Source organism: Roseateles paludis, from assembly GCF_039872745.1.
GTDB classification, from domain to species: domain Bacteria; phylum Pseudomonadota; class Gammaproteobacteria; order Burkholderiales; family Burkholderiaceae_C; genus Pelomonas; species Pelomonas paludis.
In genome coordinates, this window is record NZ_JBDPZD010000004.1 from 1 (window position 1) to 24,719 (window position 24,719).

Annotated in this window: 28 protein-coding genes and 1 rRNA gene; 9 read left to right on the forward strand and 20 right to left on the reverse strand. The window is 66.6% G+C overall.

All coding sequences use genetic code 11. The features are described 5' to 3' along the window. Both ABDJ85_RS13880 and ptsP read right to left on the reverse strand, forming a co-directional pair. Positions 1 to 70: ribosomal RNA gene (locus tag ABDJ85_RS13880) — 16S ribosomal RNA — on the reverse strand; the annotation flags it as partial. A gap of 625 nt (positions 71 to 695) precedes the next feature. Continuing rightward, positions 696 to 2,462: a phosphoenolpyruvate--protein phosphotransferase gene (ptsP, locus tag ABDJ85_RS13885; protein ID WP_347705385.1), complete on the reverse strand. Its 1,767-nt coding sequence runs from the start codon at positions 2,460 to 2,462 to the stop codon at positions 696 to 698. 105 nt (positions 2,463 to 2,567) lie between these two features. Here ptsP and ABDJ85_RS13890 point away from each other — a divergent pair, with 105 nt between their 5' ends. Then, positions 2,568 to 3,380 (forward strand): GNAT family N-acetyltransferase, encoded by an 813-nt coding sequence (locus ABDJ85_RS13890; protein ID WP_430765550.1) that lies wholly within the window; start codon positions 2,568 to 2,570, stop codon positions 3,378 to 3,380. Here the strand turns inward: ABDJ85_RS13890 and ABDJ85_RS13895 are convergent. From ABDJ85_RS13895 to ABDJ85_RS13905, 3 genes are read right to left on the reverse strand one after another with little or no spacing between them, the layout of a single operon-like run. Further along, positions 3,352 to 3,621, reverse strand: a complete 270-nt coding sequence (locus tag ABDJ85_RS13895; RefSeq protein WP_347705387.1) for an HPr family phosphocarrier protein — start codon at positions 3,619 to 3,621, stop codon at positions 3,352 to 3,354. The genes ABDJ85_RS13890 and ABDJ85_RS13895 overlap by 29 nt on opposite strands. Continuing rightward, complete coding sequence (locus ABDJ85_RS13900; protein WP_347705388.1) at positions 3,614 to 3,997, reverse strand: PTS sugar transporter subunit IIA; 384 nt, start codon at positions 3,995 to 3,997, stop codon at positions 3,614 to 3,616. Before ABDJ85_RS13900 ends, ABDJ85_RS13895 begins: the two co-directional genes overlap by 8 nt. Positions 3,998 to 4,009: 12 nt before the next feature. Then, positions 4,010 to 4,522 (reverse strand): hypothetical protein, encoded by a 513-nt coding sequence (locus tag ABDJ85_RS13905; protein ID WP_347705389.1) that lies wholly within the window; start codon positions 4,520 to 4,522, stop codon positions 4,010 to 4,012. A gap of 286 nt (positions 4,523 to 4,808) precedes the next feature. Between ABDJ85_RS13905 and ABDJ85_RS13910 the strand changes: the two genes are divergently transcribed. Both ABDJ85_RS13910 and ABDJ85_RS13915 read left to right on the forward strand, forming a co-directional pair. After that, positions 4,809 to 6,053: a protein kinase family protein gene (locus tag ABDJ85_RS13910; protein WP_347705390.1), complete on the forward strand. Its 1,245-nt coding sequence runs from the start codon at positions 4,809 to 4,811 to the stop codon at positions 6,051 to 6,053. An 8-nt stretch (positions 6,054 to 6,061) separates the two neighbouring features. Beyond that, complete coding sequence (locus tag ABDJ85_RS13915) at positions 6,062 to 6,565, forward strand: TlpA family protein disulfide reductase (RefSeq protein WP_347705391.1); 504 nt, start codon at positions 6,062 to 6,064, stop codon at positions 6,563 to 6,565. Here ABDJ85_RS13915 and lipA read toward each other — a convergent pair whose 3' ends face one another. From lipA to ABDJ85_RS13955, 8 genes are read right to left on the reverse strand one after another with little or no spacing between them, the layout of a single operon-like run. Beyond that, entirely contained in the window at positions 6,566 to 7,537 is a 972-nt protein-coding gene (gene lipA / locus ABDJ85_RS13920; RefSeq protein WP_347705392.1) for a lipoyl synthase, read from the reverse strand. It lies immediately after the preceding gene. A gap of 12 nt (positions 7,538 to 7,549) precedes the next feature. Continuing rightward, positions 7,550 to 8,167, reverse strand: a complete 618-nt coding sequence (gene lipB / locus ABDJ85_RS13925; protein WP_347705393.1) for a lipoyl(octanoyl) transferase LipB — start codon at positions 8,165 to 8,167, stop codon at positions 7,550 to 7,552. Between the two features lie 47 nt (positions 8,168 to 8,214). Next, positions 8,215 to 8,481 carry a DUF493 family protein gene (locus ABDJ85_RS13930; protein ID WP_347705394.1) on the reverse strand — a complete coding sequence of 89 codons (267 nt, stop codon included), beginning with the start codon at positions 8,479 to 8,481 and terminating at the stop codon, positions 8,215 to 8,217. 11 nt (positions 8,482 to 8,492) lie between these two features. After that, the gene (locus ABDJ85_RS13935; protein ID WP_347705395.1) at positions 8,493 to 9,641 is read right to left on the reverse strand and encodes a D-alanyl-D-alanine carboxypeptidase family protein; all 1,149 of its coding nucleotides are present in this window, start codon (positions 9,639 to 9,641) and stop codon (positions 8,493 to 8,495) included. Continuing rightward, the gene (locus tag ABDJ85_RS13940) at positions 9,641 to 10,264 is read right to left on the reverse strand and encodes an alpha/beta hydrolase (RefSeq protein ID WP_347705396.1); all 624 of its coding nucleotides are present in this window, start codon (positions 10,262 to 10,264) and stop codon (positions 9,641 to 9,643) included. The genes ABDJ85_RS13935 and ABDJ85_RS13940 overlap by 1 nt, the downstream gene beginning before the upstream one ends. Next, positions 10,261 to 10,587: a (2Fe-2S) ferredoxin domain-containing protein gene (locus ABDJ85_RS13945; RefSeq protein ID WP_347705397.1), complete on the reverse strand. Its 327-nt coding sequence runs from the start codon at positions 10,585 to 10,587 to the stop codon at positions 10,261 to 10,263. The genes ABDJ85_RS13940 and ABDJ85_RS13945 overlap by 4 nt, the downstream gene beginning before the upstream one ends. Then, positions 10,584 to 11,711, reverse strand: coding sequence for a VanZ family protein (locus ABDJ85_RS13950; protein ID WP_347705398.1), 1,128 nt, complete (start codon positions 11,709 to 11,711; stop codon positions 10,584 to 10,586). Before ABDJ85_RS13950 ends, ABDJ85_RS13945 begins: the two co-directional genes overlap by 4 nt. 2 nt (positions 11,712 to 11,713) lie before the next feature. After that, a complete protein-coding gene (locus ABDJ85_RS13955; protein ID WP_347705399.1) occupies positions 11,714 to 12,142 on the reverse strand; it encodes a CopD family protein in 429 nt (142 codons plus the stop codon). Between the two features lie 389 nt (positions 12,143 to 12,531). On the opposite strand from ABDJ85_RS13955, the gene hemB reads away from it, so the two are divergent. Together hemB and ABDJ85_RS13965 are read left to right on the forward strand one after the other, a co-directional pair. Beyond that, entirely contained in the window at positions 12,532 to 13,545 is a 1,014-nt protein-coding gene (gene hemB, locus ABDJ85_RS13960) for a porphobilinogen synthase (RefSeq protein WP_347705400.1), read from the forward strand. Continuing rightward, positions 13,545 to 14,645 carry a magnesium transporter CorA family protein gene (locus ABDJ85_RS13965; RefSeq protein WP_347705401.1) on the forward strand — a complete coding sequence of 367 codons (1,101 nt, stop codon included), beginning with the start codon at positions 13,545 to 13,547 and terminating at the stop codon, positions 14,643 to 14,645. Before hemB ends, ABDJ85_RS13965 begins: the two co-directional genes overlap by 1 nt. Here ABDJ85_RS13965 and ybeY read toward each other — a convergent pair. Genes ybeY through fba form a run of 4 tightly spaced genes read right to left on the reverse strand, consistent with a single transcriptional unit; the run spans position 14,632 to position 17,654 of the window. Next, complete coding sequence (gene ybeY, locus ABDJ85_RS13970) at positions 14,632 to 15,081, reverse strand: rRNA maturation RNase YbeY (RefSeq protein ID WP_347705402.1); 450 nt, start codon at positions 15,079 to 15,081, stop codon at positions 14,632 to 14,634. The two genes, ABDJ85_RS13965 and ybeY, sit on opposite strands and share 14 nt — an antisense overlap. Continuing rightward, a complete protein-coding gene (locus ABDJ85_RS13975) occupies positions 15,078 to 16,082 on the reverse strand; it encodes a PhoH family protein (protein ID WP_347705403.1) in 1,005 nt (334 codons plus the stop codon). The genes ybeY and ABDJ85_RS13975 overlap by 4 nt, the downstream gene beginning before the upstream one ends. A gap of 43 nt (positions 16,083 to 16,125) precedes the next feature. Further along, entirely contained in the window at positions 16,126 to 16,587 is a 462-nt protein-coding gene (locus tag ABDJ85_RS13980; protein ID WP_347705404.1) for a gamma-glutamylcyclotransferase family protein, read from the reverse strand. 2 nt (positions 16,588 to 16,589) lie between these two features. Next, positions 16,590 to 17,654 (reverse strand): class II fructose-bisphosphate aldolase, encoded by a 1,065-nt coding sequence (fba, locus tag ABDJ85_RS13985; protein ID WP_347705405.1) that lies wholly within the window; start codon positions 17,652 to 17,654, stop codon positions 16,590 to 16,592. Between the two features lie 151 nt (positions 17,655 to 17,805). On the opposite strand from fba, the gene ABDJ85_RS13990 reads away from it, so the two are divergent. Next, the gene (locus ABDJ85_RS13990) at positions 17,806 to 18,825 is read left to right on the forward strand and encodes an STAS-like domain-containing protein (RefSeq protein ID WP_347705406.1); all 1,020 of its coding nucleotides are present in this window, start codon (positions 17,806 to 17,808) and stop codon (positions 18,823 to 18,825) included. Positions 18,826 to 18,890: 65 nt separating this feature from the next. Here ABDJ85_RS13990 and ABDJ85_RS13995 read toward each other — a convergent pair whose 3' ends face one another. From ABDJ85_RS13995 to ABDJ85_RS14005, 3 genes are read right to left on the reverse strand one after another with little or no spacing between them, the layout of a single operon-like run. Continuing rightward, a complete protein-coding gene (locus ABDJ85_RS13995) occupies positions 18,891 to 19,889 on the reverse strand; it encodes a TRAP transporter substrate-binding protein (RefSeq protein ID WP_347705407.1) in 999 nt (332 codons plus the stop codon). 13 nt (positions 19,890 to 19,902) lie between these two features. Continuing rightward, on the reverse strand, positions 19,903 to 21,195 hold the full coding sequence (locus ABDJ85_RS14000; protein WP_347705408.1) for a TRAP transporter large permease: 1,293 nt from the start codon (positions 21,193 to 21,195) through the stop codon (positions 19,903 to 19,905). Next, positions 21,192 to 21,677, reverse strand: a complete 486-nt coding sequence (locus ABDJ85_RS14005) for a TRAP transporter small permease (protein ID WP_347705409.1) — start codon at positions 21,675 to 21,677, stop codon at positions 21,192 to 21,194. The genes ABDJ85_RS14000 and ABDJ85_RS14005 overlap by 4 nt, the downstream gene beginning before the upstream one ends. A 304-nt stretch (positions 21,678 to 21,981) precedes the next feature. Between ABDJ85_RS14005 and pyk the strand changes: the two genes are divergently transcribed. The 3 genes from pyk (at position 21,982) to ABDJ85_RS14020 (ending at position 24,713) form a co-directional block, all read left to right on the forward strand. Further along, positions 21,982 to 23,412, forward strand: coding sequence for a pyruvate kinase (gene pyk / locus ABDJ85_RS14010; RefSeq protein ID WP_347705410.1), 1,431 nt, complete (start codon positions 21,982 to 21,984; stop codon positions 23,410 to 23,412). Positions 23,413 to 23,609: 197 nt separating this feature from the next. Further along, positions 23,610 to 24,188: a PEP-CTERM sorting domain-containing protein gene (locus ABDJ85_RS14015; RefSeq protein WP_347705411.1), complete on the forward strand. Its 579-nt coding sequence runs from the start codon at positions 23,610 to 23,612 to the stop codon at positions 24,186 to 24,188. A 123-nt stretch (positions 24,189 to 24,311) separates the two neighbouring features. Next, positions 24,312 to 24,713 carry a DUF2946 family protein gene (locus ABDJ85_RS14020; RefSeq protein WP_347705412.1) on the forward strand — a complete coding sequence of 134 codons (402 nt, stop codon included), beginning with the start codon at positions 24,312 to 24,314 and terminating at the stop codon, positions 24,711 to 24,713. Positions 24,714 to 24,719 lie beyond the last annotated feature (6 nt).

The window sequence follows — 24,719 nt, forward strand, 5'->3', positions numbered from 1 at the left end:
ACCGTTCGACTTGCATGTGTAAGGCATGCCGCCAGCGTTCAATCTGAGCCAGGATCAAACTCTACAGTTCGATCTTGATTACTCAACGGAATCGAACAAAGACTATTTACATAGCTTCATTCTGTTTCCGTGAGCGTTTAAAGTCCGAAGACTTGATACCAATCACTTGGCATCAACACTTCGCCTCAAACGCCCACGCTTATCGGCTGTGAATTCTTAAAGAACATCGCAAACTAGCTTTTGCTTTGCAGCTTTTTCGCTATCGGCTTTCGCCTTGTTTGCGCGCTGATCAGTGATCAGCAAAGAAGCGAGATTCTGTCAGAACTTCTAGCTTGTCGTCAAGTGATTTTGAAAAAATCTTCAAACCACCGAACTCGCTAGACACCACCTACTCAACCAACCAAAACCAAGCATCAGCTTGAGTTTGAGAGGCCTTCAGCAGCGTCGCCCAGCGCTTGCGCACCAGGACCAGCTCCAACGAAAGCGCACATCGTGCGCCTCTCGCTTGCCCCGCTACAAACCGGCTTGGCCGTCTGCAGCAGAGCCATAGACTGTAGCACAGGTTTTATGGGCTTGGGAAGTGTGGCCTCAAGGGGCGCTAACACTCGTGCCCAAATGCTCGCCTCGCACGCTGCCGTAGGGGTCGCAGCCACGCAGGCGGCCCGTCCGGGCGCGCGACAGCGGACTGCGTTGCCTCAGTGCGCGATCTGCATGTAGCCGCCGAGCAATCGGTCGGCGGCTTCCTTGGGATCTTCGCTCTTGAGAATCTCTTGAACGAGGGGTTCCAGTCGCTGCGTGTCGGCTCTCAGAAGTCGCTGTTTGACGGCGGGAATCTGGGTGGGGTGCATGGAGAAGCTTCTCAACCCCATGCCGACCAGCAAATCGGTAAACGCGGGATCACCCGCCATTTCGCCGCAGACGCTCACGTCCTTGCCGGCGCGGCGGGCGAGATCGATGGACTGGAACAGCAGTTGGAGGACGGCTGGATGCCAGGGGTCGTACAAGTGGGCAACGGCCTCATCGGCACGGTCGATCGCGAGTGTGTATTGAATGAGGTCGTTGGTGCCGATGGAGATGAAGTCCACGTGCTTGAGCAGCAGCGGCAGGACGACCACCGCAGCGGGGATCTCGACCATCACGCCGATCTGGACGTCGGTGTGACCGATACCCGCATCCAGCAGTTGCTGCTTGACGCGCCGCGTCATTTCCAGCGTTGCTCGGACCTCGTTCAGGTGCGCGACCATGGGGATCAGCAGTTTGACCTTGCCGAAGGCGCTGGCCCGATAGATGGCGCGCAACTGCTGACGGAACATGGTGGGCTCGGACAGGCACCAGCGGATGGCGCGCAGCCCCATCGCCGGGTTGAGCACGTGCTCATGCCGCAATTCGGCAGCGCTGAGCCGATCCAGCGGCTTGTCGGCGCCGACATCCACCGTTCGGATGGTCACCGGAAGACCTTTCATGCCCTCCACGGCGGCCTTGTACGCCTCGAACTGCTCGTCTTCGCTCGGTAGGTCACCCTGCCGATTCATGAAGAGGAACTCTGAGCGGAACAAGCCGACGCCGACCGCCCCCGCGTCGATGGCGGCGGCCGCATCGCTGGGCTGCTCGATGTTCGCGTGGAGCTCGACCTTTTGGCCATCCAGCGTAACGGCAGGCGTGAAGCGAAGCCGCGCCAGCCGGGCACGCTCCAACTCGCTCTGGCGCTGGCGGAAGCGGTACTCCTCCAACACGATGGGGGAAGGATTGACGATCACCGCACCGGCATCGCCGTCGACGATGACCCAGTCGTCCTGCAGGATCAGACGCGAAGCCTCGCGCGTACCGACGACGGCGGGGATGTCCATGCTGCGCGCCACGATGGCGGTATGCGAGGTCTTGCCACCGATGTCGGTGATGAAGCCGCAAAAGACACTGCGCTTGAACTGGATCAGGTCCGCCGGGGAGATATCCGCCGCAACCAGCAGCAGAGGATCTTCGCCTGCGAAATCACGCTGGGCCACCGCGTCGGCCGCACTGACCTCGCCGGCCAGCACGCTGAGCACGCGCCCCACCACCTGCTCGACGTCAGCCTTGCGTTCGCGCAGGTAGTCGTCCTCCATCTCGTCGAACTGGCGCGCCAACACTTCCAGCTGCGCCGACAGCGCCCACTCGGCGTTGTAGTGGCGCTCGCGGATCCACTGCGCCACGGCGGCGGAGAAGTCTTCGTCCTTGAGCAGCAGCAGGTGCACGTCCACCAGAGCACCCAGCTCATGGGGTGCGTCATCGGTGATGTCGTCCTTCAGGGACTCCAGTTGGCTGACCGCCGCATCCCGCGCATGCAGCATGCGCCGCACTTCCTGCTCGACCTGCGCTTGCGGCACGAAATAGTGCGCGACGTCGATGCGACTCGACGCCACCAACACAGCACGCCCGATGGCTACGCCCCGGGAAACCGGAATCCCGAAAACCTGAAAACTCATGTCAGCCCCCGCACCGGGCGAATGTAGCAGCGCGTGCCAGAGACAAGCGCCCTGTCACCGCTTCGCCATCACGGGGTCACGGGCCCGTCACGCTCTGCAGCAAGCATGAGCGGCATGAACTTGAACGACCTGCCTCAAGCCCTCTTGCAGCACCCTGCGCCCGTGCGCCCGGTCGCATCGCCACCGGACCTGCTGGTCGAGTGGGCCGCCTCGGACGCCGACGTGCGCGAGGCACAGTCGCTCAGGTACCAGGTCTTCGGGCTGGAGATGGGCGCGAGGCTGGGGCCACAGGCCGCCCAGGGCCTCGATGTGGACGTGTTCGACGCCTACTGCGAGCACCTGCTGGTGCGCAACGCCAAGGACCGCCAAGTCATCGGGACCTACCGCGTGCTCACGCCCGCCAGCGCCAAGCGCGCTGGCGGCTACTACACCGAGACCGAGTTCGACTTGACCCGCTTGCGCGCACTACGCCCGGGCTTGTTGGAGGTCGGGCGCTCCTGCGTCCATCCTGATCACCGTCAAGGCGGCGTCATCCTCGCCCTCTGGGGCGCTCTGGCCGAGTTCATGGGGGCCAATGGCTTTGAGTCCATGGTGGGCTGCGCCAGCGTCGGCATGCGTGATGGCGGCCACTACGCCGCCAGTCTATGGCTGCAGCTCGCAGCCGAGCATCAAGCCCCGATTGAGCATCGCGTGCGCGCGCGCCTGCCCCTGCCGATGCACGCCTTGCGCCAAGACTTGCGGGTCGAGCCACCAGCACTGCTGCGTGGCTATCTGCGCTGTGGCGCCAAGCTCTTGAGCGAACCCGCGTGGGACCCGGACTTCGGGGTGGCGGACTTTCCGCTGCTGCTGCGCGCGGCCGACATGCCAAGCCGCTTCCGTCGCCTGGCCCTTACTGGCCCTCACCAAACTTGTCGTTGACCAAGGCGGTGATCGCGTCCTGCGCCGCCTGTTCGTCCTCGCCGTCGATCTCCAGCTCCACCGCCGCGCCCAGGCCGGCGGCCAGCATCATCACGCCCATGATGCTCTTGGCATTCACACGGCGCCCATTGCGGCTGAGGTAGATCTCGGACTTGAAGCCGCCAGCGAGCTTGGTCAGCTTGGCCGATGCGCGGGCGTGCAGGCCGAGCTTGTTGCTGATCGTGAGGGTGGACTTAATCATGCGCGGTCGAAGTCGGAACAATGCCGGAGTTACCGCCCTGCAGGGCGCGGTCGGCCAGGGAATCCAGCGGCTGGCTGGCATAGCACAGGCTACGCCACAGCATGGGCACGTTCACACCCGACAGCACCCGTACGTGGTCGCCCGCCAGGCGCTGTGCGGCATTGCTGGGGGTGGCACCGAAAACATCGGTCAGCACCAGCCACTCCAGCGTTCCAACCATGCGCGTGCGCGCAGCGGCTTCGACGTCGTCAGCGGACATTTCGGGCGTCACATCCAGCGCGGCCAGATTTCGTTGGCAATCCGGAAAGGTGTGCTCCGCCACAGACCTCAGGGCAGAGGCCAACGGGGCGTGAGCAATCACCAGCAGTCCTGCCATGAACGCAAATTATCAGGGTGTGACTCGCAGGCCTTCGACGAAAGTGCGCCACACCTCCGTGTCGTCCTGCACACCTTGGAGTATCAGTTGGTAGACCCGCAGGCCCTTGGCAAACACCGCCAGGCGTGTGGCACCACCGCTCGGGCCCGGGGCGAAGCGATAGACGCCGGACTGCGGCATGGGCGTCGCACCTGGCACGGCCAGCGGCTCCAACGGTGCCAGCGCCTGCCCCAACTTGGCGGCCAGGGTCCGCGGCATCTCCGTCAGGGCGGGCGACAGCCGTTCGGGCCCATCCATGTCGGCCCAGGCGACAGAGAACCGATAGCCGGCAGCCTCACACACAGCCATCCCCATCGCGGGCCCGGTGGCGCTGGCCGGGCGCACCTGCTGGGCCGGCTTGCAGGGGATGCGCAGCACCAGACCTGAGCCGGACGGTGACATCTCGCGCCAGTCCAGCGCGGGCGAACAGGCACTGAGCCACGCCGACAAGGCGAGGGCGATCAACAAGGTGGCGAGGCGGCGCATGCCCCATTGTCCGGCGCCCCGACCCCGGCAAGCCCCGTACAGTCGTGCCTTGCACACTGCTGCTGGGCAGCCCGCCGTTCGGTGCTCCAGCTCTCAGAATCCGGCCTGACGCGCCCACGGCGCCCGGGCAGGTGCCTTGGGAGCCAGACCCGGAAGACCCCCCCAACCTAGGGTTGACCCCCGGGAGGGGGGATGGTCGCCACGGCCTGGACCCGGAGAGCATGGCGCCCCACTCGGGAGTGGCCTGAAAGCGCCGCCAATCGACCCGCGTGGCTACCTTTTCCGCATGTCCAATTCGCCCGTCACGCCGCCGCCGAACACTGCCCCTGGCGCCCCAAGCCGGGCGGCCAATGACCTTGGGTCGTCACCGACACCCACGCAGTGGGCCGACATCGTCGTGCAATTGGGCAATGAAGTGGCCGACCCGCTGGCCGTCGCGCTCAGCTACATCCAGAACCTGACCGACACCGGCAAGATCGACCGCCGTGGGCTGCTGCAATTGCGCCGCTGCATCGAAGGGGCGCGCAGTGCCGGCATGCTGGGCCAGCAGCTGGGCCAGCTCGCCGCCAAGCGCAGCGCCACCAGCAGTGGCCGCCAGAACCTCACGCAGATGCTGCGCCAGTTGCTCAACCAGCGCAGCCGCGACACGCAGGCCCGGGGCCTCCAGATTCGCCAGGTGCTGGAGCCGGTCGAGGTCTGGGCCGACGGCGTGCTGCTGTTCAGCCTGCTGACCTCGCTGATCGACTGGGCGCTGAGCAGCACGGACTCCAGCATCGAGCTGCGCCTGCACCTGACACGCTGGCCGCTCAAGGCCCGCCTGGCCTGCCGCTTCGTTCACGGCGACCTGCACAGCGTTGGCCGCGATCCTGCTGACCGCAGCTCGCACGCCGACTCCCTGGCTTGGCGCCTGGTTGAGCAGTCGGCCATGACGCTCGGCGTGTTGCCGCTGCGCGAGCGGGCGGACGACGTCACCGAATTGATCCTGGAGTTCCCCAACGTCGTGGCCGACGAGGGCCCGCGCGCGCCTGGGGCCACCGGCGCCCCGGGAGCCGAGTTGGACCCCGACCCGAACTACGCCGTGCCCTGGACCATGCCCGCCCCGCCGCCACCGCCCGCGCCGGCCCCGGCGCTGCACGTGGCTCCGAACCAGCGTGCCCAGGCCTTGGCGGGTTACCACGTGCTGCTGCTCACGTCCGACCGCGCGCTGCGCGACGAAGCCTTGCACGCCATGCTCTACCTGGGCGTGGTGGTCGATGTGGTCACCAGCGTCGGCGAGGCCGAGGAGTTCTGCCAGGACGGCCTGCCCCATGCCTTCATGTTCGACGCCAATGGTCGCAACCCGGCGCTTGGCGACCTGATCGCCGAGCTGCTGCGCCAGGCGCCGGCCATGGCCGTGGTGGAGCTGCTGGCGGGCGATGCCCCCACGCGCCTCTCGACGGCCACCCCCGATGGCCTGGCCCGCATCGGCCGCGACAACCTTGGCGACTCGCTGCCAGGGCTTTTGATGTTCGAGCTCTCGCGCCACCGATAATCCGGCGCATGCCTGCGTCCACCCTGCCCCGCCGCCTGCTGCTGGTTGCTGCTCTGTGCACCGGCCTCGCCGCGTGCGATGGCATCAGCCTTGAGCGCGCTCCTGCGGTGGACTACGTGTTGCTGGACGGCGCCCAAGCCGCCTCCAGCCAGTGGGCAGGCAAGGTCATGCTGGTCAACTTCTGGGCCACCAGCTGCGCCACCTGCGTCAAGGAGATGCCGCAGATCGTCGCCACGCACGAGAAGTTCAAGGCACGCGGCTTCGACACCCTGGCCGTTGCCATGAGCTACGACCCGCCAGCCTTTGTGGCTCGCTTTGCCGAGACCCGCAAGCTGCCCTTTGGCGTGGCCATCGACAACACCGGCGTGGTCGCTGACCGCTTCGGCAAGGTGGCGATGACGCCGACCACCTTCCTGATCAACAAGCGCGGCGAGATCGTCAAGCGCTATGTGGGCGAGCCGGACTTCCCGGCCCTGCACAAACTGATCGAACAGCTGATCGCCGAAGGCTGATCAGGCCGCCGTGCCTGCGCCAGCCTCGAAGGCGGCGTGTGCCTGCTGGTCGGCGTGGTAGCTGGAGCGCACCATCGCGCCCACGGCGGCGTGCGTGAAACCCAGCGCATAGGCCTCGGCCTCGAAGGCCTTGAAGGTGTCCGGGTGCACGTAGCGGCGCACCGGCAGGTGGTGGCCTGAGGGGGCCAGGTACTGGCCGATGGTGATCATGTCGATGCCGTGGGCACGCATGTCGCGCATCACCTGGCGGATCTCGTCATCGGTCTCGCCCAGGCCGACCATGATGCCGCTCTTGGTCGGCACGCCCGGCACGGCGTCCTTGAAGCGCTTGAGCAGGTTGAGGCTGAACTCGTAGTCGGAGCCCGGGCGCGCTTCCTTGTAGAGGCGCGGCGCGGTCTCGAGGTTGTGGTTCATCACATCGGGCGGCGCGGCCTTGAGGATGTCGAGCGCGCGGTCCATACGGCCACGGAAGTCGGGCGTCAGGATCTCGATCTGGGTCTGTGGCGACAACTCACGCGTCTTGCGGATGCACTCGACGAAGTGCGCCGCGCCGCCGTCCTTGAGGTCGTCGCGGTCCACGCTGGTGATGACCACGTACTTGAGCTTGAGCGCTGCGATAGTCTGGGCCAGCTTGACGGGCTCATCCGCATCAAGCGGATCCGGCCGACCGTGGCCGACGTCGCAGAACGGGCAGCGGCGCGTGCACTTGTCGCCCATGATCATGAAGGTGGCCGTGCCCTTGCCGAAGCACTCACCAATGTTGGGGCAGGAGGCCTCCTCGCACACGGTGTGGAGCTTTTGCTCGCGCAGGATCTGCTTGATCTCGTAGAAGCGAGTGGTCGGGCTGCCGGCCTTGACGCGGATCCACTCCGGCTTCTTCAGCACCTCGGCGGGCACCACCTTGATGGGGATGCGCGAGGTCTTGGCTTGCGCCTTTTGCTTTTCGGAGGGGTCGTAGGGGGTGCTGGACATGGGCGGCGGACTTCAGGAGGAGAGCTGGGCGACCAGGCGGTCCACCAGCACGTCGGCCACGGCAGCGGTCTCGACGCGAAGGCCCAGATTATCGAGGGAGGTGGTCTCCAGCCCCGCATACCCACACGGGTTGATGCGACGGTAGGGCTCAAGGTCCACGTTCACGTTCAGCGCGAGGCCGTGGAAGCTGCAGTGCCGGCTGACCTTGATGCCGAGCGCGGCCACCTTGGCCAGGCCCTTGAACGGCTGGCTCGGGTCCACGGGGCCGGTGTGGGCCGCGTGCGCGCCCGGCTCGTCGGGCCGCACATAGATGCCCGGCGCCCCGGCGACGCGAAAGCCCGTCACGCCAAAGCGCTCTAGGGTCTGGATCAATGCCGCCTCGAGCCGGAACACGTACTCCTTGACGAAGATGTTCAGGCGCCGCAGGTCGATGAGCGGGTAGGCCACGATCTGCCCCGGCCCATGGAAGGTGACCTGCCCGCCACGCTCGGTCTGCACCACGGGGATCGCGCCGGGGTTGAGCAGATGCTCGGTCTTGCCGGCGATGCCTTGGGTGAAGGTGGCCGGGTGCTCGCAGACCCAAAGCTCGTCGGGCGTGTCGGCGTCCCGCGCCGCCGTGAAGGTGCGCATGGCTTCAAGGGTGGGCAGGTAGTCGACCTCCCCAAGCCTTTTGACAATCACAGCACGACCTTGACCATCGGGTGCGTGGTCAAGGTGCGGTAGAGCTCGTCGAGCTGCTCGCGGCTGGTGGCTGTCACGGTGATGGTGATGCCCAGGTAGTTGCCGCCCTTGCTGGGGCGACGCTCGACGGTGCTGTGGTCAAACTCGGGGTCGAACTGCCGCGCCACCATGACGATGGCCTCGACGAAGCCGTCCACATGCGCACCCATCACCTTGATGGGGAACTTGGAGGGGTATTCGATCAGTGACTTTTCTTCAGCCATGGCGGCCTCGCTCATTTGATCCAGAGGCGCAGGGAGTCCCACGCGCGCCCCATCAGGCCCGATTGGGGCACGGCGTCCAGCACCACCAGGGGCACTTCGGCGACCGGCGCGCCAGCCGTGGTCATCACCTTGATCGTGCCGACGCGCTGGCCCTTGGTCAGTGGTGCGACCAGCGGGTCGGTGCGCTCGACTTGAGTCTGCAGCTTGCCGGCATCGCCCTTGGCCACGGTCACGTAGACGGCATCGCCAGCGCCGAGCTTGGCCTCGCGCTGCTCGCCCTTCCAGACGGGCACGGTCGAGATGACCTTGTCGGCATCAAACACCTTGACTGCATCGAAGGCCGTGTAGCCCCAGTTCAGCAGCTTCTGGCTCTCCGACGCACGCGCCTCCTTGGAGGCGGTGCCCATCACGACGGACAGCAAGCGGCGCTTGCCGTTCGGGAAGTCGCGCTGGCTGCTGGCGATCAGCCCGTAGCCGGCCGCTTCGCCGTAGCCGGTCTGCATGCCGTCCACCGTCGGGTCGCGGCGCAGCAGCAGGTTGCGGTTGTCCTGGCGGATCTTGTTGTAGGTGTAGTCGCGCTGCGAGTAGTAACCGTAGTACTCGGGGAAGTCGCGAATGATGCGCGTGGCGATGACGGACAAGTCCCGTGCGCTGCTCTTGTGGCCGGGCTCCGCGGTGCCGGTCACGTTCTTGAACTCGGTGTTCTTCAAGCCCCAGGCCAGGGCCTGGCGGTTCATCAGCTGCACGAAGTTCTCGACCGTGCCGGCCACGCCCTCGGCCAGGGCCACCGAGGCGTCATTGCCGCTCTGGATGATCATGCCGCGCAGCAACTCGTCCACCTTGGGTGTCATGGTGGTGTCGAGAAACATCAGCGAGGGCTCGCCCTTGCGCTCGTCCCAGGCGCGCTTGGAGACGGGCAGTGTCTGCTCCAGGTTCAGCTTCTTCTCGCGCAGCGCCGAAAAGACGACGTAGGCCGTCATCAGCTTGGTCAACGCGGCAGGGTCCTGGGCCGTGTCGGCATCGCGCTCGGCCAGCACCTGGCGGGCGGTCACGTCAATCAGCAGGTAGTTGCGCGCCGCGATTTCGGGCGGCTGCGGCGCTTGGGCCTGGGCCACCAGGGAGAGGGCGGCAGCGAGGAAGGCGACCAGGAGTCGATTCATCAGGTCAGGGAAGGATAGAAAGCGGAGACGACCAGGCGCTTGAGCAGCGGCAACTGGCCATGGAAGAAGTGGCCCACGCCGGGCACGACGACGACGGGCAGGCTTTGCGGCCGCGCCCAATCGAGCACGCTCGTGAGCGGCACGACGTCATCCTGCTCGCCATGGATGACGAGGGTGTCGGCCGGCACGGTGGTGGTGTCAAAACGGCTGGTGGCGGGCCCGACCAGCACCAGGCGCCTCGCCGGCTCGCTCAGGCGCTGAGCCGCGTGCGTGGCCACGTAGGCGCCGAAAGAGAAGCCAGCCAGCAGCAGGGGCTCACCCGCCGTGCGCTCGGCCGCAATCACGGCGAGTGCATCGTCGATCTCGCCCCGGCCCTCGTCCCAGCCACCTTCAGACTTGCCGATGCCACGGAAGTTGAAACGCACCGCCCGCCAGCCCAACTGCACGAAGGCGCGCGCCAGGGTCTGTACGACCTTGTTGTCGAGCGTGCCGCCTTGCGTGGGGTTGGGGTGGCAGATCACGGCCGTGCCTTGCATGGCCACGCCCTCGGGCGGCAGGTCGATGGCGCATTCCAGGGCGCCCGCCGGGCCGGCGATCAGCCGGCGTTGCGTTTGCGAGTTCATCGGCCGACGTTGTCGGGCAGCACCAGGCGCTCCACCACGCGGCCCTGTTGCAGGTGGCTGGTGATGATTTCGTCCAGGTCGGCTTGGTCCACAAAGGTGTACCAAACGGCCTCGGGGTAGACCACGGCCACCGGCCCGCCGGCGCAGCGGTCCAGGCAACCGGCCTTGTTGATGCGCACACCTCCCTTGCCAGCCAGGCCCAGGCGCTTGACCTCGGCCTTGCAGTGGTCGAAGCCTTGCTTTGCGTTGTGGTCGGCGCAGCAGGCCTCACCGTTGTCGCGCTGGTTGAGGCAGAAGAAAACGTGCCGCTGGTAGTAGCTCATAGCCCGGAATTGTAGAAGTCGCCCCTCGGGCGCGCCCTGCGCGCCAGGCGATTCAGCAGCCACAGCAGGGTCACGAAGGGCCAGGTCCAGGCCAGCCAGCGCGTGAGGCCATAGAGGTTGACGAAACGGCCCTGCTCCCAGGCCTGCACATTGAGCGCCAGATAGGGGTCGGACGGCGCCTGGCTGATGAGCGCGATCTGTGCACACAGCACCGGCAGTGCCAGCACCGCGCACCAGGCATTGGGCATCAGGCTGCTCAGCGCCGCCAGGAACATGGCCAGGCCCATGCCGGCCATCGACACATCGCTCACCCAGGCCCAGGCATGCTCGGGGCCGTGATAGAGGCCGGCCGACAGTGCGGTGGTCAGCCCGCCCACCAGCAAGCCCAGCGCCACCAGCGGCACGCGCCGCCATCCGCTTTGCGCCACCGACAGCGCCACCAGCTGCGGCGCCCACAGCCCCAGCGCAATGGCCAGCGCCTCCAGGCCAGGCGGCATCGCGGCCGCAAGGTCCAGCGCCTCGTCACCCCATTGCAGGGCCCAGGGCGTGCCGTCGAGAGCGTCCACCAGCACTTCGCGCAGCTTGGGCAGCCATTGGCCCAATCCAAAGGGCAAGGGCGTGGGGTAGAGCAGCGCCAGCGGCCACAGCGCCAGCAAAGCCAGCGCCTGCGAGCTGCGCCGCACGAACCAACGCTCACGCAACTCCTGCCAGCGCGATAGCAGCGCCAAGCCGTTCAAGGCCGCCGCCAGCAGCACCCCCAGCAAGGCCCCCAACGAATTCAGCCACAGGTCGGCCAGCGAAGGCACACGGCCCGGCAGGAAGAACTGCAGGCTCTCCATCGACCAGGAGAGCAGTGGCCAGGGCAGCAGGCCCAGCCACCAGGCCCGCGCCCGCCCCAGCCCCGATCGCAGGGCGGCTGCGTAGGCCAGAAAGCCAAGCGGCGCATAGCCGACGATGTTGATGACCACGTCGAAGCGCAACAGCCGCTTGGGCCAGGGCGGCAACCACGGCCACTCCAGCCCCGGTGGCCAGCGCCAGGGCCCGAACGGGTAGAGGCTGGCGTACAGCGCCAGCAGGGCGTAGGCCAGCAGCAGCCAGGACGCGAAGCTCTGGCGCCGCTTCACGGTCAGAACGGCTTGACCGTCACCAACACCACGATGGCCGCGAACAGCAGGACCGACACCTCGTTGAACACGCGGAACCACCGATGGCTGCGCCGGTTGGCCATGGCCTCGAAGTCGCGCAGCAGCTTGCGACAGACGTGCTGGTAGCCCACCGCCCCGACCACCAAGGCCAGCTTGGCGTGCAGCCAGTAGCTGCCACTGAAGCGATCCGCCCCCCAGCCCAGCCAGACCCAGAAGCCCAGCCCCAGCGCCACCAGCATCAGCCCGTTGGCAAAGCGGTAGAGCTTGCGCGCCATCAGCAGCAGTCGCTCGCGCTCGGCGTGGCTGTCAGCCGGCACCATGGCCAGGTTCACCAGGATGCGAGGCAGGTAGAAAAGGCCTGCGAACCAGCTGGCGACGAAGACGATGTGGAAGGCTTTGACCCAGAGCATGGGGTCAGTGTAGGACGGCACAACGAGGCGTTTGCCTTCTCGCCACAAGCCCGATCGTGTGTGAGCCCGCAGGGCTCCATCGGGCTTGGCGGTTCGATGCCGAAGGCATCCGGCGCGCAAGCGCCGAGCGGGTCGCGCAGCGAGACGCGAAACGCTTGACCGATAAAAAAGCCCCGGCCATGGGCCGGGGCGCTAAAGCCTTTCGCTGTCATCACGAGAAGGCTCCTGCTCAGGGAGGAAAAGCAGGGAACGACCGCCTTGCGGCTATCATTCACTGACCATTTTATCGCGCCCCACACGGCTCGTCACGAGGTCGTCCGAGAAAACGGTCACGGGGTTAGCACGGGTGCCGCGAAGCCCTTCTTGGCCACGCCGTTTTGTGAGCTGTCGTGACACGTTCAAGCACCCTCCCCGCCCCCTTTCCATCGAGCAGGCCGCGCCGTCTGCGCCGTGACGCCTTCTCGCGCAACCTGGTGCGCGAAAACCTGCTGACGCCGAGCGATCTGATCCTGCCGGTGTTCGTTCATGAGGGCACAGACCTTGTCACCCCGGTGACATCCATGCCCGGCGTTGCACGCCAATCGCTCGACCATTTGCTGCGCACCGCCGAGCAGTGCGTGGCGCTCGGCATCCCGGTGCTGGCGCTCTTCCCCGTCATCGACGCGAGCCTCAAAACACCCGATGGCCGCGAGGCCCTGAACCCCGACGGCCTGGTGCCGCGCGTGGTGCGGGCGCTCAAGGGCCGCTTCCCTGAACTCGGCGTGATGACAGACGTCGCGCTCGACCCCTTCACCAGCCATGGCCAAGATGGCGTGATCGACGAGACCGGCTACATCCTCAACGACCCCACCGTCGAGATCCTCTGCAAGCAGGCGCTGACGCAGGCCGACGCGGGCGTGGACATCGTGGCGCCGTCGGACATGATGGATGGCCGCATTGGCGCCATCCGCCAAGCGCTGGAGAGCGCCGGCCACATCCACACGCGCATCATGGCCTACAGCGCCAAGTACGCGAGCAGCTTCTACGGCCCCTTCCGCGACGCCGTCGGCTCGGCCGCCAACCTGGGCAAGGCCGACAAGAAGACCTACCAGATGGACCCCGGCAACTCCGATGAAGCGCTGCGCGAAGTGGCGCTCGACATCGCCGAGGGCGCCGACATGGTGATGGTCAAACCCGGCATGCCCTACCTCGACATCGTGCGCCGCGTGAAGGATGAGTTCCGCGTGCCGACCTTTGCCTACCAGGTGAGCGGCGAGTACGCGATGCTCAAGGCCGCTGCGGCCAATGGCTGGCTGGACCACGACGCGGTGATGATGGAGTCGCTGCTGGCCTTCAAGCGCGCGGGGGCCGACGGCATCCTGACCTACTTCGCGCTCGACGCGGCCCGGCTGCTGCAACGCTGATGCGGATCTTTCACCTCGAAGGCGAACGCTTCACCGAGCTCGACGCCCTGCCCGAGGCCTTGCCGGCCAACGGCTTCTTGTGGGTGGGCTTTGGCCGGCGCGAGTTCGAGGTCAGCGACCAGCAGACCCAGGCTGCGCTGCAACGCTGGGGCTGTGGCGGCATCGTCGACCTGCATGTCTCGGACCTGCTGAACAACCAGCTGCCCTCGCACTTCGACTACACGTCCTGGTACGACCTGCTGGTCTTCCGCCGCCTGGCTGCCGCACCGGGCAGCGCCGACCTGTTCGTGGACGACGAGCACGGGACCCTGGCCTCGGCACAGAAGGCCATGCGCGCGATCGACACCAGCCCGGTCGGCTTTGCGGTGTTCGACCGCGTGCTGCTGACCGTGCACCCGGCCGACTGCCTGGTGCGCGACTTCTTTGCCAACAAGCTGCTGCGCCAGACCGATGCGCGCGTCGATGCGCGCGGCGCCAACGCGCGCCTGCCGAGCAGCCCGGCTGACCTGATGCTGCGCATGGTCAACCACATGGTGGACAGCTACCTGGAGCTGCGCCGCCTGCTGACGCGCCAGCTCACCACGCTGCAACGTGCCTTGCTGGACCCCAAGAGCCAGTTCGATGACTGGCCGCTGCTGCTGGAGAGTCGGGACCTGCTGCACCGGCTGGAAGACGTCTGCGAAGACCAGCGCAGCGCGGTGCAGGAGTGGATCGACGCGCTGGGCGACTGGCCCGACGACGGCGACGCCAACGCGGCCCGCGAGCGCGAGCTGCTGCGCGTGCGCTCACGCGATGTGCTGGAGCACGTGGAGCGCGTGCTCACGCATGTGCGGCGGCTGGAGTCGTCGGCCGAGTCCGCAGTGCAGATGCACTTCTCGGCGCTGGGGCACCGCACCAACAGCATCATGCGCACGCTGACGGTGTTGACGGCCATCTTCATGCCGCTGAACCTGATCACCGGCTTCTTCGGCATGAACTTCGATGCCCTGCCGCTGATCCACTCGGCGCGTGGCTTTTGGATCGCGGCCGGGATCATGCTGGTCCTAGGCGGCGCCTTTGCCGCCTACTTCTGGCGCAAGCGCTACCTCAGCGGGCAGTAGCCGCGTACGGGTCGGGCAGACCCAGCGCCAGCATCACCTCGGTCTCACGCGCTTCCATCGCCTCGGCCTCGTCGTCCACTTCGTGGTCGTAGCCTTGGGCGTGCAGGGTGCCATGCACCAGCATGTGGGCGTAGTGGGCGGCGATGTCGATGCCGGCCTCGCGGGCCTCGCGCTCAACGACCTCGGCACAGATGACCAGGTCGGCCTGCACCACGGGCTCATCCGCATAGTCAAAGGTCAGCACATTGGTCGCGTAGTCCTTGCTCCGGAAGTCGCGGTTCAAGGCCTGGCCTTCCTCGGCGTCAACGATGCGCACCGTGATCTCGCCGGGCAGTTCCAGCGCCGCGCGGATCCAGCGCTGCACCTTGTGTCGCGGCAGCAGGGCGCGGTGGCGCGGGTCGGCAAACTGCAGGGAGAGGCTGAGCTCGGGCTTCATGAGGTTTTGGCCTGCTTGACCGCCTGTTTGGCCGTCTTCTTGGCCTGTGCCTCATAGGCCTCGACGATGCGCGCCACCAGCGGGTGGCGCACCACGTCGGCGCTGGTGAAGCGCGTCATGGCAATGCCTTTGACCCGGGCCAGCACCTGCTCGGCCTCCACCAGGCCCGAGGTCATGCCGCGCGGCAGGTCGATCTGGCTGGTGTCGCCGGTCACCACACAGCGGCTGCCAAAGCCGATGCGGGTCAGGAACATCTTCATCTGCTCGGGCGTGGTGTTCTGCGCTTCGTCGAGGATGACAAAGGCATGGTTGAGCGTGCGGCCGCGCATGAAGGCCAGCGGCGCGACTTCGAGCTGGCCCTTCTCGAAGGCCTTGGTCACGCGGTCAAAACCCATCAGGTCGTAGAGCGCGTCGTAGAGCGGGCGCAGATAGGGATCGACCTTTTGGGTCAGGTCACCGGGCAGAAAGCCGAGCCGCTCGCCGGCCTCGACCGCCGGGCGCGTGAGCACGATGCGCTGCACGGCCGAGCGCTCCAGCGCATCGACCGCACAAGCCACGGCCAAAAAGGTCTTGCCCGTGCCGGCAGGGCCGAGCCCGAAGGTGATGTCGTGCGACAGGATCTGCTGCAGGTACTGCAGTTGGCGCGGCGTGCGGGCCGAGAGGTCGGCGCGGCGGGTGCGGAGCACCAGCGGGCCGTCGCCGCTGTGCCCGCCGTCAGCCTGCCGGGCGCGGGCGCCTGCGGCATCGGCACCGGCCTCGACCAGGGCGAGCTCCAGGGTCTCGGGCGAGAGCGGGCGGCGGGCGCGCTCGTACAGGCTCTCCAGCAGGCCGCGCGTGCGCTCGGCCGCCGGCTTGGGGCCTTCGACGCGGAACTGCGCCTCGCGCCGGCTGAGCTTGACGCCCAGGCGCGCCTCGATGTCGCGCAGATGCGCATCCAGGCTGCCGCAGACGCGGGCCAGTCGGGTGTTGTCGGCGGGCTCTAGGCTGAAACGGAGGATCACGGGCGGGCAAGCGTTGAGTGGGCCCGCATTGTCGTCGGCGCTGTCAAGCGGTCAGCCCGGGCCGCGCAAAACCCGCGTAGCGGGCGACAAAGCGCGCCATGGCGGCGCCTTCAAAGTCCTGGGGCAGCCAGGGCTCGGACAGCAGGCGGGACGCCATCTCGGCGCGGAAGCGGTAGGTCCAGGCCAGTACCCGGCTGCCGTCGGCCAGCAGCACCGGCACTGGGACACGCTCGTACTCGTCGCCCTCAAAGGCATCGAGCAGCGGCCATGCCGAGTCCGGCAGGGGCCGGTAGAGCCGCCCCTCGACCTGGGCACCGGGCTGCGGGCGCAGGCCTGGATAGTCCTCACCCCGCACGCGCAGGCGCACGTGGTCCAGAAGCAGCGCGGCCTCGGCAGCCGGGAGGCTGTCGAGGCCGTGAGGGTCAGGCCCCTTACAGACCCGCGCCAGGATGGCGGGCCACATCAGGCTGCCGTAGGCGAAGAGCCCCGTGGGCTCTTCGTCCATGGTCAGTTGACCTTCTGAGCCAACTCGCCGCGAGCGTAGGCGCCAGCGATGTCCACCAGGGTGCGCGGCTTGATCTTCGCGGCCTGGCCTTCGCAGTTGAACTCCAGGTAGCGCTGCTTGGCGACGGCCTTGGCGGCTTCACGCGCGGGCTTGAGCCACTCGCGGGCGTCGAACTTGTCGGGGTACTCGGCCAGGAACTTGCGCACCGCGCCGGTCATCGCGAGGCGGATGTCGGTGTCGATGTTGATCTTGCGCACGCCGTGCTTGATGGCTTCCTGGATCTCTTCGACGGGCACGCCGAAGGTCTCTTTGATCTTGCCGCCGTACTGGTTGATGATGGCCAGCAGGTCTTGGGGCACCGACGAGGAGCCGTGCATGACCAGGTGGGTGTTGGGGATGCGCGCGTGGATTTCCTTGACGCGGCTGATGGCCAGGATGTCGCCCGTGGGCTTGCGGCTGAACTTGTAGGCGCCATGGCTGGTGCCGATGGCGATGGCCAGGGCGTCCAGTTGCGTGGCCTTGACGAAGACGGCGGCTTCTTCCGGGTCGGTCAGCATCTGGCTGTGGTCCAGCTTGCCTTCGGCGCCGATGCCGTCTTCCTCGCCGGCTTCGCCGGTTTCCAGGTTGCCCAGGCAGCCCAGCTCGCCTTCCACGGTCACGCCGACGGCGTGGGCCAGATCGACGACCTTGCGGGTGACTTCGACGTTGTAGTCGAACGACGCCGGGCTCTTGCCGTCTTCCAACAGCGAGCCGTCCATCATCACGGAGCCGAAGCCCAGGTCGATGGCGCCCTGGCAGATCTTGGGCGAGGTGCCATGGTCCTGGTGCATGACCAGGGGGATGTGCGGGTAGGCCTCGGTGGCAGCCTGGATGAGGTGCTTGATGAAGGGCTCACCGGCGTACTTGCGGGCACCGGCCGAGGCTTGCAGGATGACGGGCGCGCCCACTTCGTCAGCGGCGGCCATGATGGCCTGCACCTGTTCCAGGTTGTTGACGTTGAAAGCCGGGATGCCATAGCTGTTCTCAGCAGCATGGTCCAGGAGTTGGCGCATCGAAACGAGAGGCATGGGAATTCCCCAAAAAGTGAGTGAAGGACAACGAAACGGACAAACCCCGACACCCTAAGCTGTAACCCGGGGGTAACTGGTCGGGGATTCTATGGATCTCTCGGGGATGCCCCGCCCCCTGCCTTTGCGCTGGAAAGACACAATGCCTGCCATGACCCGCCTGGTGTTTGACCACCTCACGCTCTGGATCACCCCGGCTGCCAGCGAGCATTCGCACGATCTGGTGCCCTACATCGAAGAGCGCACTGGCGCCAGCCGCCGCGCCGTGCTGGCCGCCCTGCGCAAGCTGCAGGACGCCGGCTGGCTGACGCGCTCGGGCACCAAGGCCCGCCCGGTGTTTGCGCCCGGCAGCATCCGCCAGGTGGCGCGCAACTACACGCTGCACGGCCTGCAGGAAGACCTGCCCTGGCAGCGCGACTTTGCGCCGCACTTTGCGCTGCCCAAGCATGTGGAGCGCATGATCCAGCACGGTTTCACCGAACTGGTGAACAACGCGGCCGACCACAGCGGCGGCACCAGCGTCACCGTGTCGCTGCGCCAGACACCCACCCATGTGCAGTTGCTGGTCAGTGACGACGGCATCGGCGTGTTCGACCGCATCTGCTCGGCCTTCTCCCTTGAAGACTCCGGCCACGCGATGCTGGAGCTGAGCAAGGGCCGGTTGACCAGCAGCCCCGAGGCCCACACCGGCCGGGGCCTGTTCTTCTGCAGCCAGTTGGCCGATGTGTTCGACATCCACGCCAACAACACCGCCTACCAGCGCCGCGCCTGGGAAACCGCCGGCTGGCGCAAGGGCAAGCCGCTGCCTCGTCAGGGCAGTTCCATCTACATGGCCATCGCGCTCAACACCACGCGCACCCTGGACGGGGTGATGGCGGCCTGGAGCACGGCCGGTGACGGCATCGCCTTTGACCAGACCGTGGTGCAACTGCGGCTGCTGGTCAGTGAGGGCCAGGCCCTCGATTCGCGGGCGCAGGGGCGGCGCGTGGGTTCGCGGCTTGCGGCCTTCAAGCGGGCCGAGATCAGCTTCGAGGGCGTTACCGACGTCGGGCATGGCTTTGCCGACGAACTCTTCCGCGTGTTTGCCCGTGCCAACCCCCAGGTGAACCTGGTGCCCACCCACACCACGCCGCGCATCGACGCCTTGATCAAGGCGGCCCAGGCCAGCTGAAGGGCTCAGCCCCAATTAGAAACGGCGGCCTGCGGGCCGCCGTTTTGCTTCAAGGCCAGGTCGGCTTACTTGCGCATCGCCGCCAGCGCATCACGCGTCTCGTTCCAGAGCGGCATGCCCACGGTCACGCCGATGCTGGCGTTGATGTGGGTCAGCTTGTCGCGCATGCGGGCCACCTCGGCGGCGGGCAGCTCATTGACCTGCATGCCCTTGGCCTTGAGGTCGGCCACGGCCTTGGCGGCCTCGGCACGGGTGTCCTTGCGTTCGAAGTCGCGGCTGGCCTTGGCGGCGTCGATCAGCACCTTCTGCTCGGCCTTGGAGAGCGTGTCCCACCACTTCTTGCTGGCCATCATGACCCAGGGGCTGTAGACGTGGTTGGTGACGGACAGGTACTTCTGCACCTCGTAGAACTTGCTGGACAGGATGGTGTTGAAGGGGTTCTCCTGGCCGTCCACGGCCTTGGTTTCCAGCGCGCCGAAGAGCTCAGAGAACGGCATCGGCACGGCATTGGCGCCCAGCAGCTTGAAGCTGTCCAGATAGACGTTGTTCTGCATCACGCGCAGCTTGATGCCGTCCAGGTCTTCAAACTTGGTGACCGGGCGCTTGCTGTTGGTGAGGTTGCGAAAGCCGTTCTCCCAGTAGACGAGGCCGACGAGGCCCTTCTCCGGCAGCTTGTCCAGCACCTTCTGGCCGATGGGGCCGTCCAGCACTGCGTCGGCTTCCTTGCCGGTGTTGAAGAGGAAGGGCGTGTCCCACAGCGCCATCTCCTTGGTGGTACCCACCAGCGTGGCGCTGGAGCCGACCATCATTTCCTGCGCACCGCCGATCAGGGCCTGCTGCATCTGCACGTCAGGGCCGAGCGCCGAGTTGCCGATGGCGCGCACCTTCATCTTGCCGCCCGAGAGCTTCTCGACCTGCTCGGCAAAGTAGCGCGAGGCACGGCCCTGGTTGCTCTGTTCGTTGAGGCCATAGCCAAAGCGGATCAGGCGCGGCTTGATGTCCTGGGCGACGACGGCAGAGGCCATCAGGGCGGCAGAGACGGCAATGAGAGTACGGCGCAGCATGGAAAGCTCCTGTTCAACGCAGCCAGTGCAGCGGTTGCGTCACGAGTTGAGGGAAGAGAGTGAACAACACGAGAACGATCACATAGGTCACGAGGAAAGGATTCACGCCTCGGATGACCGCGTGCATCGACAAACGCCCGACCCCGGCCACCACGTTCAGCACCGTGCCGACAGGCGGTGTGATCAGGCCGATGGCGCCGTTGAGCACGAACATCAGGCCAAAGTAGACGGGGTCGATGCCCGCCTTGACGGCGATGGGCAGCATCACCGGGGCAAAGATGAGGATGGTGGGCGTGAGGTCGAGCGCAGTGCCAATGACGACGAGCACGATCATCATCACGGCCATCAGCAAGCGCGGGCTGTCGATCAAACCGCCCAGCCAGCCGGTGAGCACGCCGGGCAGGTCGGCCAGCGTGATCATGTAGCTGGCCACTTGGGCCCCGGCGCACAGGAACATCACGATCGCCGTCGTGCGGGCTGCGCGGACGAGCACGCCGCCGAGTTCGCCCAGGTTCATCTCGCGGTGGATGAAGATCGAAACCATCAGTGCGTAGAACGCAGCAACCACCGCGGCTTCGGTGGGGGTGAAGACGCCCGTCTTCATGCCACCGATGATGATGAAGGGCATGAAAAGCGCCCACCCGGCCCGGGCGCTGGCGCGCAGGCGGTGAGCCAGGGGCTGACGCGGCTCTCCTGGCAGGTCCAGATCACGCAGCACCCACAGCCATGCCAACAGCAGGCCCACGCCCATCACCAGCCCCGGCACGATGCCCGACACAAACAGCGCCGAGATCGAGGTGTTGGTCGTGACGCCGTAGATCACGAAGGGCATGGACGGCGGAATGATGGGGGCGATGATGCCGCCCGAGGCGATCAGGCCGGCCGAGGTCTCCATCGGGTAGCCGCGGTCGCGCATCATGGGTAGCAGGATGGTGGCCAGGGCCGCCGTGTCGGCCAGGGCCGAGCCACTCATGCTGGCCATCAGCACCGCGGCACCAATGGCCACAAAGCCCAGGCCACCCCGGATATGCCCGACCCAAGCCTGGGCCATGTCGATGATGCGGCGGCTGATGCCCCCGGCGTTCATCAACTCGCCCGCCAGCACAAAGAAGGGCACCGCCAGCAGCGGAAAGCTGTCCACGCCCGCCACCAGGTTCTGCGCCAGCAACTGCGTGTCCCAGAACCCCAGCACCCAGGCCATGGCGGCGCCGGTCAGCACCAGGGCCAGCGCCATGTTCATGCCCACGCCCATCAGCGCCAGCATGCCGATGCAGAAGATGGTGAATGCTTGACCTTCGGGACTCATTCGACCTCCACACCGTGGCCGAGGTCGAGCGGCTCGCCCCGGACCAGCTCCAGCACCGCCATCACCGCAATGCCCGCGCCGCAGAGGAGCGCAGGCAGTGGCAACAAGGCGGCCGGATAGCCCAGCACCACCGAGTGCGTGTCCCAGCTCACACTGACCTGCTGCCACGCCCCCCAGGCCAGCATCACCGCCGCAGTGAGCACCAGCAGGCGCACGAGCACGGTGACGGCGGCAAAGGCACGGGGCTTTGCGCGCAAGGGAATCAGCAGGCTGGTGAAGGCCATGTGCTCACCCGCTGGGTAGGCCGCCGTGGCGCCGATGAACACCATCCAGACGAAGAGCAGCCGGGAGACCTCCTCGCTGGCGGCGATGCCACTGCCAAAGCCGTAGCGAAGCACCACGTTGACGAAGACCGCCAGCGCCATCAGCGCCAGGCAGCTCGCCATCGCCATATTGGCCGCACGCCGGACAGCCAACTTCATGGGAAGCCCCTCAAGCAACGGGCAGGAAAAGCGGGCGGCACGGGGGCACAGGTGTGGGGCACAGGCGACTTTGCGGAACCAAAGATAGCGCTAGCCTAGAGAGCGCCGCCCCAGTCTCCCAGCGGTAGTTTCCCGTGCCTGGTGCAGGCGACGCACCGGCCTGGCGTGCGCTTTCGTAGCGCGTGATCCCAGGCTTTGCCAGCCACGCAGCGCCGGGGCGCCTGACGCGAAATTCACGGGAAAGCCCGAGCAACACCGGCCGCCGTACTCGCATAATCCCGCGTCCCTGTTATCCAGTTACGCCATGACCCGTGCTACCAAGATCGTCGCCACCCTGGGCCCCGCTTCCAACACCCCGGAGGTGCTGCAGCGCCTCATCCAGGCCGGTGTGGACGTTGTCCGCCTGAACTTTTCGCACGGTAAGGCGCAGGATCACATCGACCGCGCCCGCATGGTGCGTGAGGCCGCTGCCGCCGCCGGCAAGGAAGTGGCCATCATGGCCGACCTGCAGGGCCCCAAGATCCGCGTCGGCAAGTTCGAGGGCGGCAAGATCGAACTGGTGCCCGGCGCCAAGTTCATCCTCGACGCCGACCGCACCGAACTGGGCAACCAGGAGATCTGCGGCCTCGACTACAAGGAACTGCCGCGCGACGTGAAGCCCGGCGACCTGCTGCTGCTGAATGACGGCCTGCTCAAGCTCGTTGTCGACGAAGTGCGCGGCCAGCAGGTGCACACCACCGTCAAGCTCGGCGGTGAGCTGTCCAACAACAAAGGCATCAACAAGCAAGGTGGCGGCCTTACCGCCCCGGCGCTGACCGGCAAGGACATGGACGACATCAAGACCGCGATGTCCTTCCAGTGTGAATACCTGGCCGTCAGCTTCCCCAAGAACGCGACCGACATGGAAATGGCGCGCCAACTGGCCAATGTGGCCGGCGAGCCCTACCGCCACAAGCCCGCGATGATCGCCAAGATCGAGCGCTACGAGGCCATCCCCCACCTCGAGGAAATCCTCAAGGCCTCGGACGGCATCATGGTGGCCCGCGGCGACCTGGCCGTGGAAGTCGGCAACGCCGCCGTGCCGGCGCTGCAAAAGCGCATGATCAAGATGGCACGTGACCTGGACAAGGTCGCCATCACCGCCACGCAGATGATGGAGTCCATGATCGTCAACCCGGTGCCCACCCGCGCCGAGGTGTCCGACGTGGCCAATGCCGTGCTCGACGGCACCGATGCCGTCATGCTCTCGGCCGAGACCGCTGCTGGCAAGTTCCCCATCGAGACGGTCGAGCAGATGGCCGCCATCGCCCTCGAAGCCGAGCGCGCCGAGTTCATCACCCTGGACACCGACTTCGCCGGCCGCCAGTTCGGCCGCATCGACCAGTCCATCGCCATGGGCGCCCTGTTCACCGCCCACCACCTGGGCTGCAAGGCCATCCTGGCGCTGACCGAGTCGGGCTCCACCGCGCTGTGGATGAGCCGCCACCGCATCAATGTGCCCATCTTTGCGCTCACCACGCAGAAGCAAAGCCAGCGCCGCATGTGCCTCTACCGCAATGTGCGCCCGCTGATGATGCCGGTCTTCGAAGACCGCGACACCGCCCTGGCCGCCGCCGAGAAGCTGCTCGTCAGCGCCGGCGTGCTGATGCCCGGCGACACCTATGCCATCACCTGCGGCGAGCCCATGGGCTACCCCGGTGGCACCAATATGCTCAAGGTCTGCCGGGTGGCCTGACCGCCGCTGACGGACCACCCTGCCGCGTCAGTGCGGCATAACACCGCCGCCCCCGCGTTAGCTTGCTAGGAGCCGTCCAAGGACGGCTCCTGACCCCCCGCAAGCTAGGGCAGCAAGGACCCGAAGCCGTTTCGCGGGACTTGCGGTAGCGCTATCCGAGCCTCTATCGTGCGGGCCTCAATATCGAGGGGTTCTTCATGCTGAAGCTCGTACGCGCACTGTGTCTGACCGCCTGCTCCCTGGGCAGCCTCACGGCCTGGGCGGCGCCCGACGTTTGGGTCGGCGGCGTTGCGCCGACACCTGATCCCATCTTTGCTACCTCGTCTGGCGTCCTGGAGGCCTACTACACGGCCGCCATGCCGGGTGGACTCACGGTGCTGGTCGGCGTGAGCGTGAATGGCGTTGACCTCCCCACCCTGGGTTTAAACAACCACGCCTCCGCCTACGGCGACATGCTGCAGCTTGGCTCGGTCAATGCTGGCGACAAGCTGGAGTTCTTCATCCAGGTCGTAGATGGCGCGCGCTACTACACCAACCCGGCGCGCAACCCGGATTCGTTCAACCACGCTTGGGTCTCGACCTATGCGGGAGACATCAAGGTCCCTGCAGGCACCAATATCGCCTTTGAAGATTTGTCCGGCGGCGGTGATCTGAACTACCGCGACCACGGCATCACCTTCCGCATCGCTGGCGCCGTGCCGGAACCAGCATCGGCACTGATGATGCTGCTTGGCGTCGCCGGCATCGCTGGCCTGCGCCGCTCCAAGCGCCGCTGATCGGCTCGCTGCCAGACACGTTGGATCCACGCCCGGTTTGAGGCTTTCAGCCTCAGGCCGGGCGATTTTGTTTCCGGGCACTCCAGTCGCTGCCAGCAGAGCGGCACCTAGAATCTCGGCCCAATGCGGCTCACTCCCTTGCTCAGCGCCCAGCCCCGACGTCGTTTTGGCGCCTGGTTGCTGGTGCTGTTTGTCTGGAGCTTGCTGTCGCCGGGTCTCAGCGTCGCGCTAGCGGCCGCTCAGGGCGACTACGCGCTGTTCCAAGAGGTCTGCCGGAGCAGCTCCGCCGTCAAGCGTTCGGATGCCGAGCAAGCGCCTGGGGGCGATGCCCTGGCGATGCTGACCACCGGCCACTGCGCCAGTTGCCACAGTGTCGTGCCCGACCTGGCCCCCCCGCCAGCCGCCATCACGCTGCTGGCCCGCACCGAACTCAGCCAGGAAGCGCCCCGGCTCTTCTGGCAAGCGCCGCACACCCTGTTCGCGTGGCGACAGGCCCCGGCCCGCGCCCCTCCCGCCCAGCACTGAAGCCTT

Coding starts and splice junctions, on each gene's coding strand:
- ABDJ85_RS13900 (WP_347705388.1), bottom strand. CDS start 3,997: ATGGCAGGACTGCTGGTGATTGCTCACGCCCCGTTGGCCTCTGCCCTG.
- ABDJ85_RS13945 (WP_347705397.1), bottom strand. CDS start 10,587: ATGAGCTACTACCAGCGGCACGTTTTCTTCTGCCTCAACCAGCGCGAC.
- ABDJ85_RS13915 (WP_347705391.1), top strand. CDS start 6,062: ATGCCTGCGTCCACCCTGCCCCGCCGCCTGCTGCTGGTTGCTGCTCTG.
- lipB (WP_347705393.1), bottom strand. CDS start 8,167: ATGCGCACCTTCACGGCGGCGCGGGACGCCGACACGCCCGACGAGCTT.
- ptsP (WP_347705385.1), bottom strand. CDS start 2,462: ATGAGTTTTCAGGTTTTCGGGATTCCGGTTTCCCGGGGCGTAGCCATC.
- ABDJ85_RS13905 (WP_347705389.1), bottom strand. CDS start 4,522: ATGCGCCGCCTCGCCACCTTGTTGATCGCCCTCGCCTTGTCGGCGTGG.
- ABDJ85_RS13940 (WP_347705396.1), bottom strand. CDS start 10,264: ATGAACTCGCAAACGCAACGCCGGCTGATCGCCGGCCCGGCGGGCGCC.
- ABDJ85_RS13965 (WP_347705401.1), top strand. CDS start 13,545: ATGCGGATCTTTCACCTCGAAGGCGAACGCTTCACCGAGCTCGACGCC.
- ABDJ85_RS13980 (WP_347705404.1), bottom strand. CDS start 16,587: ATGGACGAAGAGCCCACGGGGCTCTTCGCCTACGGCAGCCTGATGTGG.
- pyk (WP_347705410.1), top strand. CDS start 21,982: ATGACCCGTGCTACCAAGATCGTCGCCACCCTGGGCCCCGCTTCCAAC.
- ABDJ85_RS13895 (WP_347705387.1), bottom strand. CDS start 3,621: ATGATTAAGTCCACCCTCACGATCAGCAACAAGCTCGGCCTGCACGCC.
- lipA (WP_347705392.1), bottom strand. CDS start 7,537: ATGTCCAGCACCCCCTACGACCCCTCCGAAAAGCAAAAGGCGCAAGCC.
- ABDJ85_RS13990 (WP_347705406.1), top strand. CDS start 17,806: ATGACCCGCCTGGTGTTTGACCACCTCACGCTCTGGATCACCCCGGCT.
- ABDJ85_RS14015 (WP_347705411.1), top strand. CDS start 23,610: ATGCTGAAGCTCGTACGCGCACTGTGTCTGACCGCCTGCTCCCTGGGC.
- ABDJ85_RS13890 (WP_430765550.1), top strand. CDS start 2,568: ATGAGCGGCATGAACTTGAACGACCTGCCTCAAGCCCTCTTGCAGCAC.
- ABDJ85_RS13930 (WP_347705394.1), bottom strand. CDS start 8,481: ATGGCTGAAGAAAAGTCACTGATCGAATACCCCTCCAAGTTCCCCATC.
- ABDJ85_RS13955 (WP_347705399.1), bottom strand. CDS start 12,142: ATGCTCTGGGTCAAAGCCTTCCACATCGTCTTCGTCGCCAGCTGGTTC.
- ybeY (WP_347705402.1), bottom strand. CDS start 15,081: ATGAAGCCCGAGCTCAGCCTCTCCCTGCAGTTTGCCGACCCGCGCCAC.
- ABDJ85_RS14005 (WP_347705409.1), bottom strand. CDS start 21,677: ATGAAGTTGGCTGTCCGGCGTGCGGCCAATATGGCGATGGCGAGCTGC.
- ABDJ85_RS14020 (WP_347705412.1), top strand. CDS start 24,312: ATGCGGCTCACTCCCTTGCTCAGCGCCCAGCCCCGACGTCGTTTTGGC.
- ABDJ85_RS13995 (WP_347705407.1), bottom strand. CDS start 19,889: ATGCTGCGCCGTACTCTCATTGCCGTCTCTGCCGCCCTGATGGCCTCT.
- ABDJ85_RS14000 (WP_347705408.1), bottom strand. CDS start 21,195: ATGAGTCCCGAAGGTCAAGCATTCACCATCTTCTGCATCGGCATGCTG.
- ABDJ85_RS13935 (WP_347705395.1), bottom strand. CDS start 9,641: ATGAATCGACTCCTGGTCGCCTTCCTCGCTGCCGCCCTCTCCCTGGTG.
- fba (WP_347705405.1), bottom strand. CDS start 17,654: ATGCCTCTCGTTTCGATGCGCCAACTCCTGGACCATGCTGCTGAGAAC.
- ABDJ85_RS13910 (WP_347705390.1), top strand. CDS start 4,809: ATGTCCAATTCGCCCGTCACGCCGCCGCCGAACACTGCCCCTGGCGCC.